Annotated in this window: 14 protein-coding genes and 1 pseudogene; 5 read left to right on the top strand and 10 right to left on the bottom strand. The window is 70.2% G+C overall.

Annotation, left to right across the window (positions count from 1 at the left end; all coding sequences use genetic code 11):
- The 5 genes from VGD44_RS23900 to VGD44_RS23880 form a co-directional block, all read right to left on the bottom strand.
- Nucleotides 1-350: PEP/pyruvate-binding domain-containing protein (locus VGD44_RS23900; protein WP_331090887.1), on the bottom strand; the 350-nt coding region annotated here is incomplete at its 3' end.
- 17 nt (nucleotides 351-367) lie between these two features.
- Nucleotides 368-2,638, bottom strand: coding sequence for a glycine--tRNA ligase subunit beta (glyS, locus tag VGD44_RS23895; protein ID WP_331090886.1), 2,271 nt, complete (start codon nucleotides 2,636-2,638; stop codon nucleotides 368-370).
- 3 nt (nucleotides 2,639-2,641) lie between these two features.
- A complete protein-coding gene (locus tag VGD44_RS23890; protein WP_331090885.1) occupies nucleotides 2,642-3,568 on the bottom strand; it encodes a glycine--tRNA ligase subunit alpha in 927 nt (308 codons plus the stop codon).
- Nucleotides 3,569-3,678: 110 nt separating this feature from the next.
- Complete coding sequence (locus VGD44_RS23885) at nucleotides 3,679-4,122, bottom strand: hypothetical protein (RefSeq protein ID WP_331090884.1); 444 nt, start codon at nucleotides 4,120-4,122, stop codon at nucleotides 3,679-3,681.
- 92 nt (nucleotides 4,123-4,214) lie between these two features.
- The gene (locus VGD44_RS23880; protein ID WP_331090883.1) at nucleotides 4,215-4,829 is read right to left on the bottom strand and encodes a fasciclin domain-containing protein; all 615 of its coding nucleotides are present in this window, start codon (nucleotides 4,827-4,829) and stop codon (nucleotides 4,215-4,217) included.
- A gap of 386 nt (nucleotides 4,830-5,215) precedes the next feature.
- Here VGD44_RS23880 and VGD44_RS23875 point away from each other — a divergent pair, with 386 nt between their 5' ends.
- Both VGD44_RS23875 and VGD44_RS23870 read left to right on the top strand, forming a co-directional pair.
- On the top strand, nucleotides 5,216-5,554 hold the full coding sequence (locus VGD44_RS23875) for a P-II family nitrogen regulator (RefSeq protein ID WP_012521919.1): 339 nt from the start codon (nucleotides 5,216-5,218) through the stop codon (nucleotides 5,552-5,554).
- A 21-nt stretch (nucleotides 5,555-5,575) separates the two neighbouring features.
- Nucleotides 5,576-7,135 (top strand): ammonium transporter, encoded by a 1,560-nt coding sequence (locus VGD44_RS23870; RefSeq protein WP_331090882.1) that lies wholly within the window; start codon nucleotides 5,576-5,578, stop codon nucleotides 7,133-7,135.
- Between the two features lie 92 nt (nucleotides 7,136-7,227).
- Here the strand turns inward: VGD44_RS23870 and VGD44_RS23865 are convergent, their stop codons facing one another.
- The 4 genes from VGD44_RS23865 to VGD44_RS23850 all read right to left on the bottom strand — a co-directional run bounded on the left by VGD44_RS23865 (nucleotide 7,228) and on the right by VGD44_RS23850 (nucleotide 13,069).
- Nucleotides 7,228-8,103: a 4-(cytidine 5'-diphospho)-2-C-methyl-D-erythritol kinase gene (locus VGD44_RS23865; RefSeq protein ID WP_331090881.1), complete on the bottom strand. Its 876-nt coding sequence runs from the start codon at nucleotides 8,101-8,103 to the stop codon at nucleotides 7,228-7,230.
- A 3-nt stretch (nucleotides 8,104-8,106) separates the two neighbouring features.
- On the bottom strand, nucleotides 8,107-9,795 hold the full coding sequence (locus tag VGD44_RS23860; protein ID WP_331090880.1) for a tetratricopeptide repeat protein: 1,689 nt from the start codon (nucleotides 9,793-9,795) through the stop codon (nucleotides 8,107-8,109).
- A gap of 86 nt (nucleotides 9,796-9,881) precedes the next feature.
- Nucleotides 9,882-11,540, bottom strand: a complete 1,659-nt coding sequence (locus VGD44_RS23855; RefSeq protein WP_331090879.1) for an electron transfer flavoprotein-ubiquinone oxidoreductase — start codon at nucleotides 11,538-11,540, stop codon at nucleotides 9,882-9,884.
- Between the two features lie 131 nt (nucleotides 11,541-11,671).
- Complete coding sequence (locus VGD44_RS23850) at nucleotides 11,672-13,069, bottom strand: M48 family metalloprotease (RefSeq protein ID WP_331090878.1); 1,398 nt, start codon at nucleotides 13,067-13,069, stop codon at nucleotides 11,672-11,674.
- An 85-nt stretch (nucleotides 13,070-13,154) separates the two neighbouring features.
- Between VGD44_RS23850 and VGD44_RS23845 the strand changes: the two genes are divergently transcribed.
- Together VGD44_RS23845 and VGD44_RS23840 are read left to right on the top strand one after the other, a co-directional pair.
- Entirely contained in the window at nucleotides 13,155-13,985 is an 831-nt protein-coding gene (locus VGD44_RS23845; RefSeq protein ID WP_331090877.1) for a uracil-DNA glycosylase, read from the top strand.
- Between the two features lie 162 nt (nucleotides 13,986-14,147).
- The gene (locus VGD44_RS23840; RefSeq protein ID WP_331090876.1) at nucleotides 14,148-15,749 is read left to right on the top strand and encodes a lytic transglycosylase domain-containing protein; all 1,602 of its coding nucleotides are present in this window, start codon (nucleotides 14,148-14,150) and stop codon (nucleotides 15,747-15,749) included.
- Here VGD44_RS23840 and VGD44_RS23835 read toward each other — a convergent pair.
- Nucleotides 15,657-16,103: a cell wall biosynthesis glycosyltransferase gene (locus VGD44_RS23835; protein WP_331090875.1), complete on the bottom strand. Its 447-nt coding sequence runs from the start codon at nucleotides 16,101-16,103 to the stop codon at nucleotides 15,657-15,659. The two genes, VGD44_RS23840 and VGD44_RS23835, sit on opposite strands and share 93 nt — an antisense overlap.
- Before the next feature lie 76 nt (nucleotides 16,104-16,179).
- Here VGD44_RS23835 and VGD44_RS23830 point away from each other — a divergent pair.
- A pseudogene (locus VGD44_RS23830) lies at nucleotides 16,180-16,568 on the top strand (radical SAM protein); the annotation flags it as partial.

The raw sequence follows: 16,568 nt of genomic DNA, 5'->3' as shown, positions 1-16,568 counted from the left end.
AGGACCGTGTCCATCATCCCCGGCATCGAGGCCCGCGCGCCCGAGCGCACGGAGACCAGCAGCGGGTTGGCGGCGTCGCCGAACTGCTTGCCGGTGATCTGCTCGACCTTCTTCAGCCCCTCGAGCACCTGTTCCTTCAGGTTCGACGGGTAGGTCTTGTCGTTGTCGTAGTAGTGGTTGCAGGCCTCGGTGGTGATCGTGAAGCCGGGCGGCACGGGCAGGCCCAGCGCCGACATCTCCGCCAGGTTGGCGCCTTTGCCGCCCAGCAGGTTCTTCATCGAGGCGTCGCCATCCGCGGAGCCGCCGCCGAAGGCATAGACCCAACGCGTCTTCACCAGCGTCTCGGCCATCGTCGTCACCACCTCTTCTAGCCCGTAACCTGAGAGAAATCGGCCACTTGTCCCATGGCGTCCTTGACCTTCGCCAGCAGGCGGAGGCGGTTCTCGCGTTCCTCGGCTACCTCGGAATTCACTAACACCTTGTCGAAGAAGGCGTCGACCGGACCGCGGAGCGCAGACAGCGCGCGCATGGCGCCGGCGAAGTCCTCGGCGTCGAGGGCCGCGTCCAGCCGGGCGTCCAGGTCGCCGACGGCGGCGATCAGCGCCAGCTCCTCGGGCGGCGAGGCGGGCATGCGGACCGGCGCGCCAACGGGCAGCGGGCCCTTCTTCTCCTCGGCCTTCAGGATGTTCACGGCGCGCTTGTAGCCGGCCAGCAGGTTGGCCCCGTCTTCGGTCTTGAGGAAGGCGTCCAGCGCGTTGACCCGGGCCACCACGCGGACAAGGTCGTCGTCGCCGAGCGCGAAGACCGCGGCCACCAGGTCGTGGCGCTGGCCGCGCTCGCGCAGCCACACTTCCAGGCGGTCGGCGAAGAAGGCCACGATGTCGGCGGCGACCTCGTCGTAGGGCCTGAACTCGAACAGCACCTCGCCGGCCGGCTTCTCGCGCTCGAGGCGGTCGAACACGAGGTCGACCTCGCGCGCCATGGCCACGACCTGCGGCTTGCCGTCCAGCAGCGCCTCGTCGAACTCGCGCAGATAGGCCTCGAACTCGCGGCTCTTGGCGCGGCCCGCGGCGCCCAGGTGCGCCACCAGCTTCGGCGTCGAGACCCACAGCGCCCGGCCCGGGTCGACGTAGCAGCGCAGCGCCCGGTACCAGGCGGCGACGGCTTCGCGCAGGGGCACGCGCAGCTCGGAGGCCAGCACTATGCGGATCACGCCGAGCGCGGCGCGGCGCAGGGCGAACGGGTCGCGCGATCCGGTAGGCTTCTCGTTGATCGCGAAGAAGGCGGTCAGCGTGTCGAGCTTGTCGGCCAGCGCCACGGCCATGGTCACCGGGCGGTCCGGGACCTCGTCGTTGGCGCCGGCGGGCTTGTAGTGGTCGCGGATGGCCTCGGCGACCAGCGGCGAGAGCCCCTCGCCCGTCGCATAGTAGCCGCCCATGATCCCCTGCAGCTCCGGGAACTCGCCGACCACGCCCGTGCCCAGGTCGGCCTTCGCGAGGCGCGCAGCCTGGACGGCCTTGGCGACGTCGGCGCCGACCCTGGGCGCCAGCGCGCCGGCCAGCATCTCCAGCCGCTCGACCCGCTCGTACATGGCGCCCAGCTTGGCGTGGAAGGTGACGCCCTTCAGCTTCTCCAGCCGATCTTCCAGGCGGACCTTGCGGTCCTCGTTCCAGAAGAAGCGCGCGTCGGCCAGGCGCGCGGTCAGCACCTTGGCGTTGCCCCTGGCGATGGTCTTGCCGCCGTCCGTGGCCTCGATGTTGGCCACGGTGATGAAGTGCGGCGCGAGCTTACCGGTCTTCGGGTCGCGGACCGCGAAGTAGCGCTGGTGGACGCGCATCGAGGTGCGGATCACCTCGGGCGGCAGGTCGAGGAACGCTGGGTCCATGTCGCCCAGCACGGGCGCGGGCCATTCGACGAGGCCGGCCACTTCCTCCAGGAGGCCCGGGTCCTCGACGAGCTCGAGGTTGCGGGCGAAGCAGAGGGTGCGGGCGGCGTCGACGATGCGGTCCTTCCGCTCCTGCGGGTCGAGGACGACGAAGTGCTTCTCGAGCTTCTCGGCGTAGGCGTCGAAGTCCTTCGTCTTGAACGACTGGCCCGAGCCCATGAAGCGGTGGCCCTGGGTGGTGTCGCCGCTGGGGATGCCTTCGATGTGGAACGGAACCACCTCGCCGTCGAAGACGCAGAGGATACGGCGCAGCGGGCGCACCCAGCGCAGCTTGCTCACGCCGGAGACCATCGACTTCGGCCACGGGAACTCGCGGACGACGGCCTCGACCATCTCGGCGACGATCTCCGGCGTCGGACGGCCCTTGCGGTGCAGGGTGGCGAACCAGACGCCGTCCTTTTCGGTGAGGTCGGACTTCTGAAGGTCGTTCTTGCGCAGGAAGCCGTCCAGCGCCTGTTCGGGGGCGCCCACGCGCGGGCCCTTGATCTCTTCGTGGCGGTCCTTCTGCGCCTCGGGCAGCCCCTCGGCGACCAGGGTCAGGCGACGCGAGCCCGCAAAGGTCTTCAGCGCCTCGGGGATCAGGCCCTCGGCGGCCAAGCGCTCGCGCGCCATGCGTTCGAGGTCGCGCGCGGCGTTCGCCTGCATGCGCGCGGGAATCTCTTCGGAGAGCAGTTCGAGCAGAAGCTGGGGCATGGACTAGACTTCTTCCGCCACTTTGCCGGGCTGGTCCTTGCCCACCTGGGCGTTGCCGCCCTGGCTCTCGACCCAGGCCTCGGCGCACATCTTACAGAGGTCGCGGATGCGGCCGATGTAGCTCTGGCGCTCGGCCACGGCGATCGCGCCGCGGGCGTCCATGATGTTGAACAGGTGGCTGGCCTTCAGCACGTGGTCGTAGGCCGGCAGCGCCAGCGGCTGACCTTGACGGCCCTTCTGCGAGAGGATGCGCGGCACCTCACGCTCCATGTCCTCGAACTGGCGCTTGCACGTGGCGACGTCGGCCGCCTCCAGCTCGAAGGCGGAGAACTGCTGCTCGTTGGCGAGGTAGATGTCGCCGTAGGTGAACTCGTCGTTGAAGGCGAGGTCGTAGACGTTGTCCCTGTCCTGCAGGTACAGGCTCAGCCGCTCGAGGCCGATGGTGAGCTCGCCCGCCACCGGGAACACGTCCAGGCCGCCCACCTGCTGGAAGTAGGTGTACTGGGTGATCTCCATCCCGTCGCACCAGACTTCCCAGCCCAGGCCCCAGGCGCCGACGGTGGGGTTTTCCCAATCGTCCTCGACGAAGCGGATGTCGTGGACCTTGGGGTCGATGCCGATCGCCTCCAGGCAGCCCAGGTAGAGCTCCTGCAGGTTCTCGGGATTGGGCTTCAGGATCACCTGGTACTGGTGGTGCTGGTGCAGCCGGTTGGGGTTCTCGCCATAGCGGCCGTCAGCGGGGCGCCGCGAGGGCTGGACGTAGGCCACCTTCCAGGGCTTGGGGCCCAGGGTGCGCAGCACCGTCATGGGCGACAGCGTGCCCGCGCCGACCTCGACGTCGTAGGGCTGCAGGATGGCGCAGCCCTGACGGCTCCAATAGTCGTGCAATTTCAGGATCAGGCCCTGAAACGATAGCGGCTTGTCGGGCATCAGGATGGGGCTTGTTCGCAGGCGCAAAAAAAGTCGGCGGACCATAGGGCCCGCCGACCTTTGCTTCAACCCGCCGTTCGGCAGGAATTCTAGGGGCGTCTAGAGCCCGCTTAGTTGCCCCGCGCGGCGGTCATCTTGCCCGCCCGCGACAGGGGCGCGCCGTACTTCGCGCGGTTCTCCGGCGTGTCCGGCACCGGCCCGTTGGTGACCGTCATGGTGGTGACGCTCACGTTCGACGCGGCGGTCGTGGCCGCAGGGGCCGTGACGTCGGTCGAAGGCGTGGTGCTGGCGATCGCCGAGGTGTCTTCAGCCGGCGGCGCAGGCTCAGTGGCCGGCGGCGCAGCGGCGGTGGTGTCAGCCGGCGGGGCCTCGCCGATCGGCACCTTCACCTTCTCCTGGTACTGCTTGTCGTCCGGCGGCGAGTGCGCGCCGTTCCAGTCCCCGGTCACCGAACCGGGGGTCGGCCCCTTCTGGGGCTGAGGTTGTTGCGCGTAGGCCGCGCCGCCCAGGAGGGCGACGGCGGCCGTGGCGGTAACGAGGTGGATGAGCTTCATCGTCAGAACTCCTGAATCGTTGCGCGTTCACGCGCCCCAACTCGATGTGCCGACGCTTTACGGCTCAGGCTCGGGTTAGTTCCCGCAGCAGCCTATTTTGCCGGGGCGGTCGCCGAGGCGTCGGCTGACGGCGCGGCGGCGGCGGGCGGGTCCACATTGCCCTGGCCGGCGATCAGCGGCTTGTCGACCACGTGCAGCAGGCCGCTGCCGGTCCTGAGGTCGGCCTGCACGATCGTCGCGCCGTCGACCATCATCTTGCCGCCCTCGTCCGAGCCATCGAGGAGGATGGTGTCGCCCGCGCCCGAGGGGATCGGGCCCTTGGCGCCCTTGATCTTCGCGGAGTCGACCGGCGCGTTGATGACGTGGTGCAGAACGAACTTCTGCATCGCCGTCTTGTCGGACTTCAACTTGGCCAGCTGGTCCGCCGGCAGAGCCGCGAACGCCGCGTCGGTCGGGGCGAAGACCGTGAGGTTCTTGTTGGTCTTGAGGAGGCCAGCGAGGTTCGTGGCGTCGACACCACCCACGAAGGTCGTGAACTGGCCCGAGAGCTTCAGGGTGTCGAGCAGGTCGCCCTGGACGGCGACGGGCTTGGCGGCGGCCGGCGCGGGCATCGTCGCGGCCGGGGTCTGGGCCGAGGCGGCGAGCGGCGCCGCGCTGAGGGCGGCCACGGCGACGGCGGCGGCGAGGAGAAAGCGGGTCGTCGACATAGAGGTTCCTTGTGGCTCTGGCGGCGGAAGAACCGCGGATGTGAGTACGCGAGGGATAACAGCGGGTTCCCGTCCCGCGGATGCACGGGACTAGGCGTCGAAAGCGCCGGATTTACGACGACTTGTCGGCACGTCAAGAACGGTTCGCACCCTCCCGGGGCGGATTTCCGCCCAAATCGCAGGCGCCAGCGACGATCGGCGCCCAGGAATTGGGCGGACGGCGGCGACTTCACCAATGCGTCATCCTGCCAAGCCAGCGCCCGCGGCCGCGCGACATAGCGTTCGGGCCGACCGCCGCCGCGGGGATTCAAAACAAGCAAGGCGGCGGTCATCGACGAACGAGAGGGGTTGGCCCGCCCACAGGGCCGGACGCGGAGAGCGAGCTGATGAAACTCATCATGGCGATCGTCAAACCGTTCAAGCTGGACGACGTGCGCGAAGCGCTCGTGGCGGCCGGCGTGGAGGGTCTGACGGTCTCGGAGGTCAAGGGATATGGCCGGCAGAAGGGCCAGACCGAGATCTATCGGGGGGCGGAATACCAGATCAACTTCCTGCCCAAGGTGAAGCTCGAGGCCGTCGTCGACGACGCGGCGGCGGGCAAGGCCGTCGAGGCCATCAAGGCCGCGGCCGCCACCGGCAAGATCGGCGACGGGAAGATCTTCGTCCTCGACGTGGCGGAAGCCGTGCGCATCCGCACGGGCGAAACCGGCGCCGCGGCGCTCTAGGGCATCAAGGGGATTATGCTCATGAAATTCTTTGGAAAGACGCGGCTGGCCGGGCTGATGCTCGCCGCCGCCGTGGCCGGGGCGCCGCTGGCGTCGACGGCCTTCGCCCAGGAGGCGGCGGCTCCAGCCGCAGCCCCTGCCGCCGCTGCGCCGGAAGCCGCTGCGCCGGAAGCCGCTGCGCCTACGGAAGATGCGGCCCCTGCCGCGGCTGCGCCCGCGCCTGAGGCGGCCCCCGCCGCCGCGGCTCCAGCGCCCACGCCGGACAAGGGCGACACCACCTGGATGCTTACCTCGACCGTCCTGGTCCTCCTGATGATCCTGCCCGGCCTGGCGCTCTTCTACGGCGGCCTCGTCCGCCAGAAGAACATGCTCAGCATGCTGATGCAGGTGTCGATCGTCACCGTGATCGGCATGATGGCCTGGGCCTTCTGGGGCTACAGCCTGGCCTTCACGGACGGCGGCGGGCTCAACAAGTTCGTCGGCGGCGTCAGCAAGCTCTGGCTGAACGGGGCGGTGCTGAACGCCGAAGGGGCCTTCACGAACGTCGAGACCTTCTCGAAGGACGTGGTGATCCCCGAGGTGGTGTTCGTCTGCTTCCAGATGACCTTCGCCTGCATCACCGCCGCCCTCGTGCTGGGCGGCGTGGCCGAGCGCATGAAGTTCGCGGCCGTCGTGGTCTTCGCGGTCCTGTGGCCGCTGCTGTCGTACTACCCGATGGCGCACATGACCTGGTGGTGGGCCGGCGCGACCTCGGCCTTCGGTCAGACCGCTGACGCCCTCGCCGGCGGCGCGGGCCAGATCTGGGCCTTCGGCGCGCTCGACTTCGCGGGCGGCACCGTGGTGCACATCAACGCAGGCGTGGCAGCCCTGGTCGGCGCCCTGGTCCTGGGGCCGCGCAAGGGCTACCGCTCCGAGCCGATGCCGCCGCACTCGCTGACGCTGACCCTCGTCGGCGCGGGCCTGCTGTGGGTGGGCTGGTTCGGCTTCAACGCCGGCTCGAATCTCGAAGCCAACGGCTACGCGGGTCTCGCCATGATCAACACCCTGCTCGCCACCGCGGCGGCCGGCTTCTCGTGGGCCGTGACCGAGTGGGTGACGCGTAAGAAGGCCTCGATGCTGGGCCTGGCCTCGGGTCTCGTGGCTGGCCTCGTGGCGGTGACGCCCGCGGCGGGCTTCGCCGGCCCGGTCGGGTCGATCGTGCTGGGCCTGCTGGTCTCGCCGATCTGCGTGATCTTCTGCTCGGCCGTGAAGAACGCGCTGAAGTACGACGACAGCCTGGACGCTTTCGGCATCCACGCGGTGGGCGGCATCGTCGGCGCCATCGGCACCGGCATTCTCGTCAACCCGGCCCTGGGCGGCGCGGGCGTCGTGGACTTCACGAACGGCAGCGTCGGCTACGACGCGGGCTTCCAGATCATGGCCCAGGTCAAGGCCGTGCTGCTGGCCATCACCTGGTCGGCGGTCGCCAGCTCGATCGTCTTCTTCATTATCAAGTTCACCCTCGGCCTGCGGTCCTCGCCGGAAGCTGAAGAGGAAGGCCTCGACATCGTCGAGCACGGTGAACGCGCCTACCACGCGTAAGAGCTCTCGGGGGAGAGACGGACGCCCGGCCCCGGCTGGGCGTCCAACGGTGGAGACGGGGGTCCTTCGGGGCCCCCGTTTTCGTTTGCGGATTAGTTCCAGGGCCCGCCGAGACGGCAGCGCTGCACCCACCAGCCCGGGGCCATGGCCTCGACGCGCTCGGCCAGGGTCTCGGCGGCGATATCGTTGGCGCAGAGCGCGAAACACGTGCCGCCCGAGCCGGAGACGCGGGCCAGCAGCGCCTCGGGCTCGTCGCGCAGGGTGTCGAGCACGGCGCCCACCTCGGGCGCCACGGCCACCGCGGCTCGCTCCAGGTCGTTCGACTGGGTGGCCAGCCAGCCAGCCAGCTCCTCCGGACTCTCGAAGGCGTCGGGCATGACGGGGCGCGCCACGTCACCGAACGCGCCCGAGGCGTCGAGGGCGCGGTAGACGGCGGGCGTGGAGACCGGGACACGCGGATTCACCAGCACGGCGTCGACGGCCGGCAGCCCCGGCGCAGCGCTGAGCCGTTCGCCCCGGCCCTCGGCGATCACCGGCCGGGCCCAGAGGCACGCCGCGCCGTCGGCCCCCAGGCTGGCCGCCACCCGCTCAAGCCGGGCGTCGTCGAACCCTGGCGCGAAGACGTCGCGGATGAGACGCAGCGCCGCCCCAGCGTCCGACGAGCCGCCGCCCAGGCCGCTGGCCACCGGCAGGTTCTTCTCCAGCGTGAAGGCGAGCTCGCCCATCTCCCGGCCCAGCTCGGCCACGAATGCGCGCACGGCGCGGAAGATCAGGTTGTCCTGCTCTGCGCCCAGGCCGCTCGCGAAGGGGCCACGGACGGCCAGGCTGCCCTCCCCCGGCCTTACCGACACGCGGTCGCCGAAGTCGGCGAACGCCATCAGGCTGCAGACCGGGTGGTAGCCGTCGGGCGCGGGTGCGCCGACGTGGAGGAACAGGTTGACCTTGGCCGGCGCCAGCGCCTCGGCCACGGCCTACTGCCCGGCGAGCTTCGGCGTCGGACCCAGGCCGCCGGCCAGCTTCTTCTCGACGTCGGCCTTGATGTCGTCCTCAGGCTTGAGGGTCAGCACGCGACGCCATTGGAAGCCCGCCTCGTCCTTGCGCCCCACCATCCAGTAGGCGTCGCCCAGGTGGTTGTTGATCTCGGGGTCGCCGGCTTCCAGTTCGACCGCCTGCTCGAGGATCTCGACCGCCTTCTTGTAGTCGCCGAGGCGGTAGTGGGCCCAGCCGAGGCTGTCGACGATGGCGCCCGATCGCGGGTTGGAGGCGACGGCCTTCTCGACCATGCCCAGGGCCTCCTGCAGCCGCTCGCCGCGGTCGATCCAGGCGTAGCCCAGGTAGTTCAGGATCTCGGCCTCGTCGGGACGCAGCTTCAGCGCCTGGACCAGGTCGACCTCGGCTTCCTTCCAGCGGTCGCTGCGCTCGTAGGCCTGGCCGCGGGCGTAGTAGAGCGCCCAATCGGGCGACTTCGACTCCGCGATCAGGGTCGTGAGGATCTGGATCGCTTCCTCGTAGGTCTCGTTGGCGCGGAGCAGGTCCGAAAGCGTCAGCCGTCCGTCGGGGTCGCCGGTCGCGGCCGCAGCACGGGCGAGCTTCAGCGCGCCCTCCTTGTCGCCGGCGCTCTGGTAGCTCCAGGCCAGCTTGGCCTGGGCGGCCGGGAACTCGGCCGAGTTGGGCTTGGGCTTCGAATAGGCCAGCCGTGCGCCCTCGACGTCGTCGCGGCTTTGCAGGATGTCGCCAAGCATCAGCCAGGCGTCGTTGCGGTTGGGATCCAGGCGCAGCGACAGGCGCAGGTAGGCGAGCCCGGTGGGTTCCTGCTTGGCGCTGATCATGGTCGCGGCGGGCGCGAGCAGCGCGAACGCGGCGCCTTCCTTGATCGACGGAGCGGCGGGCGCCGACTTGCCGGCCGCCGCGCGGGCGCGCGCCGACTTCACGCTGAGGTTGGAGGGATTGCGCTTGAGGGAGGCGTCGTAGAGGGCCACGGCTTCGGGCTTGCGGCCGCGCCGCTCGAGGAAGCCGCCGTAGGCCAGGACCGCGATCTCGCTGGGGCTGTCGCCCGACGTCACCGCCTTGAAGTCGGTCTCGGCCTCGTCGTAGCGCTTGGCGCGCTCGAAGAGGTGCGCCTGGCCGATCTGGCCGAAGTAGTCCACGCCGCCGTCGCCGCGCAGGCTGGGACGCACCACCGCGCCCTCGGCGTCGCCGGCCGCGGCGGCCACCCAGGGCGCCAGCAGGGCCGCGGCGCTACGGTGCGGGAAGCCGATGCCGTCGGTGCCCAGCTCGGTCTTGGCGAGCTTGCCCTTACCGTCGGCCAGGGCGGCCACGACCTTCGTCAGCCGGCCCAGCCGCTTGCCGGGCTCGGACGCCGTCGGACCGTCGGGCGCCAGCAGCGCGGCCTTCTCGATCTCGCCCGCCATCAGCGCCGCCGTGAAGGCGCGCTCGGTCACCGCCGGGTCCTCGCCGCTCTGGCTGCGCGCCATCTCGAGGAAGCGGGCGGCCTCGCCGTTGCGCCCCTCGGTGAGGGCCGCGTTGCCGGCGAGGAACATGCCATAGGCGCTGTCGGCCGCCGCGGGCGGGATCGACAGCGGCCCTTCGGCGGTCTCGGTGGTGGCGCAGCCGCCCAGGAGGACGAGCGGGGCGGCGAAGGCGAGCAGGGAACGACGCATGATCAAACTCTGGGCGTGGCGCGGCGCGGCCGCAAGCGCCGCGTCGTCACAGCCTGGAATCCCGCCGCTAATAAGGCGTTGCGGCCTTACATGTTCGGATAGTTCGGTCCGTCTCCACCCTGGGGCGTCGTCCAGTCGATGTTCTGCGACGGGTCCTTGATGTCGCAGGTCTTGCAGTGGACGCAGTTCTGGAAGTTGATCTGGAACTTCGGGTTCTCGCCCTTGTCGTCGTACAGCACCTCGTAGACACCGGCCGGGCAGTAGAGCCGCGCCGGCTCACCATACTTCGGCAGGTTCACGCCGATCGGCACCGAGGCGTCACGCAGCTTCAGGTGCGCCGGCTGGCTCTCGTCGTGGTTGGTCGACGACAGGAAGACGCTGGAGAGCTTGTCGAAGGAAAGCACGCCGTCCGGCTTCGGATAGACGATCGGCTGGTAGTCCTTGGCGGCGCCCGTCGCCTCGGCGTCGCTCTTGCCGTGCTTCATCGTGCCGAAGAACGAGAAGCCGCCCAGCAGGTAGGTGCTCCACATGTCGAGCATGTCGAGGAAGCCGCCGACCCGGGTGCCGAACTTCGACAGGATCGGCTTGGCGTTGCGGACGACGTGCAGCTCCTTTTTCAGCCACGAGCGGTCGAAGGCCTGCGCGTAGGCGGTGAGCTCGTCGCCCTGGCGTCCGGCCTGGATGGCCTCGAAGGCGGCCTCGGCGGCCATCATCCCCGACTTGATCGCCGCGTGGCTGCCCTTGATCCGGGGCACGTTCACGAAGCCCGCGCTGTCGCCCAGCAGCACGCCACCGGGGAAGTACAGCTTCGGGATCGACTGCAGCCCGCCCTCGCTGATGGCGCGCGCGCCATAGGCGATGCGCTTGCCGCCTTCGAGGTACTTCGCCACCTCGGGGTGATGCTTCCACCGCTGGAACTCGTCGAAGGGCGACAGCCAGGGGTTCTTGTAGCCAAGGTGGACGACGTAGCCGATGGCCACCAGGTTGTCGCCGAAGTGGTACATGAAGCTGCCGCCGCCCGACTTGTCGTCGAGGGGCCAGCCTGTCGTGTGGGTGGCGAGGCCGGGCTTGAACACCGCGTCCGGCACCTGCCACAGCTCCTTGATGCCGATACCGTACTTCTCGACGTCGGCGTCCTTGCCGAGGTCGTACTTCTTGCGCAGCACCTTGGCGAGCGAGCCACGCACGCCCTCGCCGATGAAGACGTACTTGCCGCGCAGCTCCATGCCGGGCTCGTAGCTGGGTCCGGGCAGACCGTCCTTGCCCAGGCCGAACTCACCGGCCACGACGCCGACCAGGGTATCGCCCTCGAACACCGGGGCCGAGGCGGCCATGCCGGGATAGATCTCGACGCCAAGCGCTTCCGCCTGGCCGGCCAACCAGCGGCACACGTTGCCGAGGGAGGCGATGTAGTTGCCGTGGTTATTCATGAAGGGCGGCATCAACCAGATCGGCAGCGACAGGCTGCCCTGCGGCCCCAGCAGGATGAATTCGTCCTTGGTGACCGGCGTCTCCAGGGGCGCACCCAGTTCCTTCCAGTTGGGCAGCAACTCGGTGAGGCCCTTGGGGTCGATCACGGCGCCCGACAGGATGTGCGCGCCCACTTCGGCGCCCTTCTCCAGGACCGCCACCGTGATGTCGGGGTTGAGCTGCTTCAGGCGGATCGCCGCGGCCAGGCCCGAGGGTCCGGCGCCCACGATGACGACGTCGTACTCCATCGCTTCCCGTTGGATGGCTTCGCTCATCGTCGTCCCCTTGCCTCTGCTCGCGCCGGCGGCCCCGACCGACCGCTCAAACGTCCTCGCTTCCGGGGTCTTATCGGAATGTCACACAGCGGCGGTCAAGCGCGAAGGCAAGGCCGGCGAACAAGGGTTCCTCAGCGTCGCCCGTCGACCACAACCTTGACCCTGGAGCCTGGCCGCGGCTGCTCGCCCGGCTGCAGGCCGTTCAGCATCTCGAAGCGGGCCAGCCGGTCGCGTTCGGGCGGCATAAGGGCGGCCAGGGACTCGGAGGTGTCGCCGGACTTCACCGTGGTGATGGCGATGCGCTTGCCGCCGAATGTCCGGCGCTCGCGGTCCGACAGGCGGCGGAAGGAGTTGAACATCGCATCGAAGGTGGCGGCCTGGCCGGCCGGCGTCATGGCGATGAAGCTGTAGGCCTCCTCCCCGCCCAGCGAATAGGCCACCGAGACCAGGTCGACCGGCCGCCCGCCCGAGAAGGCGCGGGCCGGCAGTATGACGACGTCCAGGCCGTTGATGACGGTCCGCTCGGCAGGGTCCAGCTCGTGGCGGCCCTGCTGGATCACCCGCATCAGCGACTGGTGGGCGAAGCGGTCGAGCTGGCGGGCCGTGGCCCGACCGCCGGTGAACTCGGCCAGGGTCCCGCCGGGTCCGACGATCTTGACGGCCTCGGCCTCGTTGGTGAGGGCGAAGCCGCGGGGGGCGTCGAAGCGGATGCCCAGCGCCGGATGCACGTACGAGCCGCCGCGGACGAAGCCCTGGGCCGGGTCGTCGCTGTAGGGCAGCCCGTTGATGGCCGTGAGGTAGGGCTCCTCCTCCAGCCCCAGCCCCTCGGCGAGCGACGTCTTGGCCACCTGGGCCTCGACGCGCTGGATGCGGTCCGTGGTCAGGGGATGGGTCCGGGCCCACACGGGCGTGCCGCCGGCGTCGGACCGGCCGCTGGTCCGCGCGTTGAATTCGTCCTCGCGCTGCAGGTCGCCCAGCACGCGCGTCAGTCCCTCGGGCGCGTAGCCGGCCAGCGGCATGTAGCCCAGCGCCAGCTGGTCGGCCTCGTACTCCTGGCTGCGCGAGTAGCCCAGCGTGCCCAGCTTGCCGATGCGGCCGGCGAGCTTGCCGGCGGCGCCCGACTTGGTGGCGGCGCCCACGAGGGCCGCAGCCAGGCCCGTGATCTGCTCGGCCTGCTCCTGGCGGCGCGCGTGCTGCGCCGCGACGTGGCCCAGCTCATGGCCCAGCACGCCGGCCAGCTCGGCCTCGGAGTTCATGATCGAGAGCAGGCCGCGGGTGATGTAGACGTAGCAGCCCGGCGGCGCGGTGAAGGCGTTCACGACCTCGGAGTTCAGCACCGTGAAGACGCAGCGGCGGCGCATGCCGGCGGCCTGCGCCATCCGCTCGCCCACCCCCTGCACGTAGTCGGCCTGCGGGCCCAGGTATTCGCCGCCCAGGCTGGCCACCAGGTCCAGGTGTTCGCGCGCCGGCTGCGCGGCGGCGGGCATGGCGACCGCCAGCGCGGCAACGATACCGATCAGCGCCTTCATCGCCCTCCCCGTCGAGGTTGCGGGCTGACAAGCCCGCCGCTTCAAGCCAAGAGTGAACCAGCCTGAACCCGGAGTGAACACCGCAATGTCGGCGGCCGCCGAACCGTCCAACGCCGCCTTGGCCGAGAGCCTGCTGGCCTTCTGGGCCGACGCGGGCGTCGACGCCATGCTGCTGGACGAAGCGGTCGACCGGATCGAGGCCGGCAAGGTGCTGCCGCCGGTGCGCCCGGCGGCGCCGGTCGTGGTGGCGGCCGCCCCGGTCGGACGGGTGGGAACGCCGCAGCCGGACGTGTCGGCCGCTGTCGCCCAGGCGCAGGCCGCCGCGGCCGCCGCCCAGGACCTGGACGCCCTGGTCGCCGCGATCGCCGCCTTCGAGGGCTGTTCGCTGCGCTACGAGGGCGCGGCGACCAAGGCCGTGGTGTTCCGGGGCGACCCGAAGGCGCCGCTGGTGGTCATCGGCGAAGGCCCCGGCGCCGATGAGGACGCACGCGGCGAGCCCTTCGTGGGCCGCGCCGGCAAGCTGCTGGACCGCATGTTGGCCGCCGCGGGCCTCGATAACCGGGTTTTGATCACCAACACCGTCTTCTGGCGGCCGCCCGGCAACCGCACGCCCTCGCCCGCCGAACAGGCCGTCTGCGCGCCGTTCCTGGAGCGGATCATCGCCCTGGTGCAGCCCAGGATGCTGCTGCTGGCCGGCGGCGCGTCGGCCAAGGCCCTGCTCAAGCGCGAGGAAGGCATTTTGTCGCTGCGCGGCCGCTGGCTCGAGTGGAAATCGGCCGATGGCGCGATGGAACTGCCGGCCATGCCGACCCTGCATCCCGCCTTCCTGCTGCGCCAGCCGGGCGCCAAGAAGCGCGCCTGGCAGGACCTGCTGACCCTTACCGAGCGCCTGGACCGCCCGGGCCGGCCCGACTGACCTGGCCCGAAATGGCACAGGCGGCTGGGGATAACGGGCGGTCAAGCTTCAATCCGCCGCTTGATCCCTCGAAGCCCCCGGCCTAGCTTTTGCAGCAGGGGACTCGAGAAAAAAGGGGCCGCGCTCAACCTCGCGTTAGTCTTGGTGCGCGGATATGACGGCATGACGCTCGAACAGCGCCTGCGCGTCGGGGTATTGTCCCTCGTCGCCGCCGCATCATTGGCCACCTCCGCGGTGGCCGATGCGCCGAAGGCCCTCTCCGATGACGATGCCCGCGCCTATGCGGCCGCCTTCCAGTCCGTGGACCAGGGGGATTTCGTCGGCGCGCAGATCCAGGCGGCCGAGGCCCAGGACCGTTCGCTGGACGGCTATCTGTCGTTCCGCGCCCTCATGCACCCGACGGCCCACAAGGCGACCTTCGAGGAACTGGCCTCGTGGCTGGGCAAGTTCCGCGACCTGCCGCTGGCCGACCGCATCTTCTCGCTGGCCAACAAGCGCAAACCGGCTGACGCGCTGCCGCTGCCGACGCCGGAAGTGGCGCTGGTCGACACCGCCCGCAGCGAGATCACCTTCCCGGCCCGCGAGGCCTTCTATTCGGGTGACGCCCGCACCGCCTTCAAGCTGGCCGTTGGCGTCGGCGAGCGCTGGATCGCCGGCCTCGCCGCCTGGCGCTTGCAGGACTACAGCAGCGCCCAGGACTACTTCGCCCAGGTCGCCCGCGACCAAGACGAGGACCCGTGGCTGCGCGCCGCCGGCGCCTATTGGGCCGCCCGCGCCGCCTCGGCCATGGGCGACACGCCCACCGCGCACGGCTTCCTGCGCATGGCGGCGGCCACCCCGCACACCTTCTACGGCATGATCGCCGAGCGTCAGGTGGCGCTGGCGCGCATCGCCCAGGCCCCGACCGGCCAGCTCACCCTGGCGTCCTACCGTCCGCCCGAGGCAAAGGCGCCGCGCACCATCCTGCACGACCCGCGCACGCATCGCGCCTCCGCCCTGGCCCAGATCGGCCGGCTGGAAGAGGCGCGCCAGGAGCTGCGCGCCGGCCTGGCCCTGGCCCGCAACACCGACGAGCGCAAGGCCTGGATGGCGCTGCTCTCCGAACTCGGCCCGTCGGCCGGCTATGGGGCCCAGAAGCCCACCTACCTGACGCTTGGCGAGTACCAGACGCCGCCGCTGGAGCCGAAGGACGGCTTCACCATGGACCGTGCGCTGGTCTATGCGATCGTCCGCCAGGAGAGCGCCTTCAACCCGATGGCCGTCTCGCCCGTGGGCGCCATGGGCCTGATGCAGCTGATGCCGTCGTCGGCCACGCTGGCGACCGGCGACAAGACCTATGTCCGCAAGCCGCGCACCCTGTTCAACCCGGCGGTGAACCTGCGGGTCGGCCAGGACTATCTCACCTACCTGATGGACCGCGGTGTGGGCGCCGACCTGCTCAAGATGGTGGCCGCCTACAACGCCGGCCCCGGCGCGGTGCTGAACACCGTTCAGAAGGTGGGCGACGAGGATCCGCTCCTGATGATCGAGTGCCTGCCGGCGCTGGAGACGCGCAACTACGTCGAGAAGGTCATGACCTCGTACTGGACGTACAAGCGCATCTTCGGCGAGGAGACCAGGACGCTCGACGCCCTGGCCGGCGGCGCGCGCCGCGTGGACGCCCGCCTCGACCTACCCGACCCGCCGAGCCCGCAGCCCCAGATCGCGCCGCAGCCGCTGGAGATCGGCTCCACGGCGACCCTCCAGACGGCCGCGTTCGACTAACACCCCGAACGGCCGGCGGCTGAAGAGGCCGCCTTCCATCAGCCCCGCGACCACCGCGGGGCCGCCGCCGCGCGCGAAGTGGCCCTCCAGCGACCCGATCCAGCCGTCGCGCAGGCGGAAGTCGGCCGGCAGGATGAGCAGCTGATCGGACCGCGCCACGCTCGCCGCCGCCTCGATGGTGGGCCGCGCGTCCGCTCCGGTCTCCTCGCAGAGGTCGTCGATCCCCGCCTGCCCGTCCGCCGCCACGATCAGCACCTGCCGCACCAGCCCGTCCACCGCGCCGGCGGTGAGCTGGGCAAGTAGCGCCGGCAGGCGTTCGGCGTCGGCGCGGGCGTCGATGATCACGGAGAGCATGAGGCTTCAGACCTTGCTTCCCCCGAGGAGGTCAAGGGTTCTTGTTTTGTTCCACTTGAAACACTAGGATGACGAAGTGTCCAGCGGCTTCACCTCCCAGATCCCCAACGCGGTGCGCGGCCGCGGCGCTCGCTCCAACGCCAGCGGCCGCTACGAGGCCCAGCAGCGCGAGGCGTTCGACGACGGCTGGACGGTCGAGGATCCTGAGCCGGCGCAGCTCGAGACCACCGTCACGGCCGAGAAGGCGCGGGTGATCATCACGCGTAACGAGAGCCCCGACGTCGGCTTCTCGGCCTCGATCAACCCCTACCGCGGCTGCGAGCACGGCTGCATCTACTGCTACGCCCGCCCGGCGCACGCCTACATGGGCCTGTCGCCGGGCCTCGACTTCGAATCCAAGCTGTTCTTCAAGCCCGAGGCGGCGAAGCTCCTGGAGAAGGAGCTCTCCAAGACCTCCTATGTCCC

This window comes from Phenylobacterium sp., assembly GCF_036402295.1.
GTDB lineage: Bacteria > Pseudomonadota > Alphaproteobacteria > Caulobacterales > Caulobacteraceae > Phenylobacterium.
The sequence above is the reverse complement of the archived record's forward strand: the minus strand, read 5'-3'. Positions and strand labels throughout refer to the sequence as shown.

Excerpts from the sequence above, each read along its gene's own strand:
- glyS (WP_331090886.1), bottom strand. The coding sequence starts at position 2,638 with ATGCCCCAGCTTCTGCTCGAACTGCTCTCCGAAGAGATTCCCGCGCGC.
- VGD44_RS23890 (WP_331090885.1), bottom strand. The coding sequence starts at position 3,568 with ATGCCCGACAAGCCGCTATCGTTTCAGGGCCTGATCCTGAAATTGCAC.
- VGD44_RS23885 (WP_331090884.1), bottom strand. The coding sequence starts at position 4,122 with ATGAAGCTCATCCACCTCGTTACCGCCACGGCCGCCGTCGCCCTCCTG.
- VGD44_RS23880 (WP_331090883.1), bottom strand. The coding sequence starts at position 4,829 with ATGTCGACGACCCGCTTTCTCCTCGCCGCCGCCGTCGCCGTGGCCGCC.
- VGD44_RS23875 (WP_012521919.1), top strand. The coding sequence starts at position 5,216 with ATGAAACTCATCATGGCGATCGTCAAACCGTTCAAGCTGGACGACGTG.
- VGD44_RS23870 (WP_331090882.1), top strand. The coding sequence starts at position 5,576 with ATGAAATTCTTTGGAAAGACGCGGCTGGCCGGGCTGATGCTCGCCGCC.
- VGD44_RS23860 (WP_331090880.1), bottom strand. The coding sequence starts at position 9,795 with ATGCGTCGTTCCCTGCTCGCCTTCGCCGCCCCGCTCGTCCTCCTGGGC.
- VGD44_RS23855 (WP_331090879.1), bottom strand. The coding sequence starts at position 11,540 with ATGAGCGAAGCCATCCAACGGGAAGCGATGGAGTACGACGTCGTCATC.
- VGD44_RS23850 (WP_331090878.1), bottom strand. The coding sequence starts at position 13,069 with ATGAAGGCGCTGATCGGTATCGTTGCCGCGCTGGCGGTCGCCATGCCC.
- VGD44_RS23845 (WP_331090877.1), top strand. The coding sequence starts at position 13,155 with ATGTCGGCGGCCGCCGAACCGTCCAACGCCGCCTTGGCCGAGAGCCTG.
- VGD44_RS23840 (WP_331090876.1), top strand. The coding sequence starts at position 14,148 with ATGACGCTCGAACAGCGCCTGCGCGTCGGGGTATTGTCCCTCGTCGCC.
- VGD44_RS23835 (WP_331090875.1), bottom strand. The coding sequence starts at position 16,103 with ATGCTCTCCGTGATCATCGACGCCCGCGCCGACGCCGAACGCCTGCCG.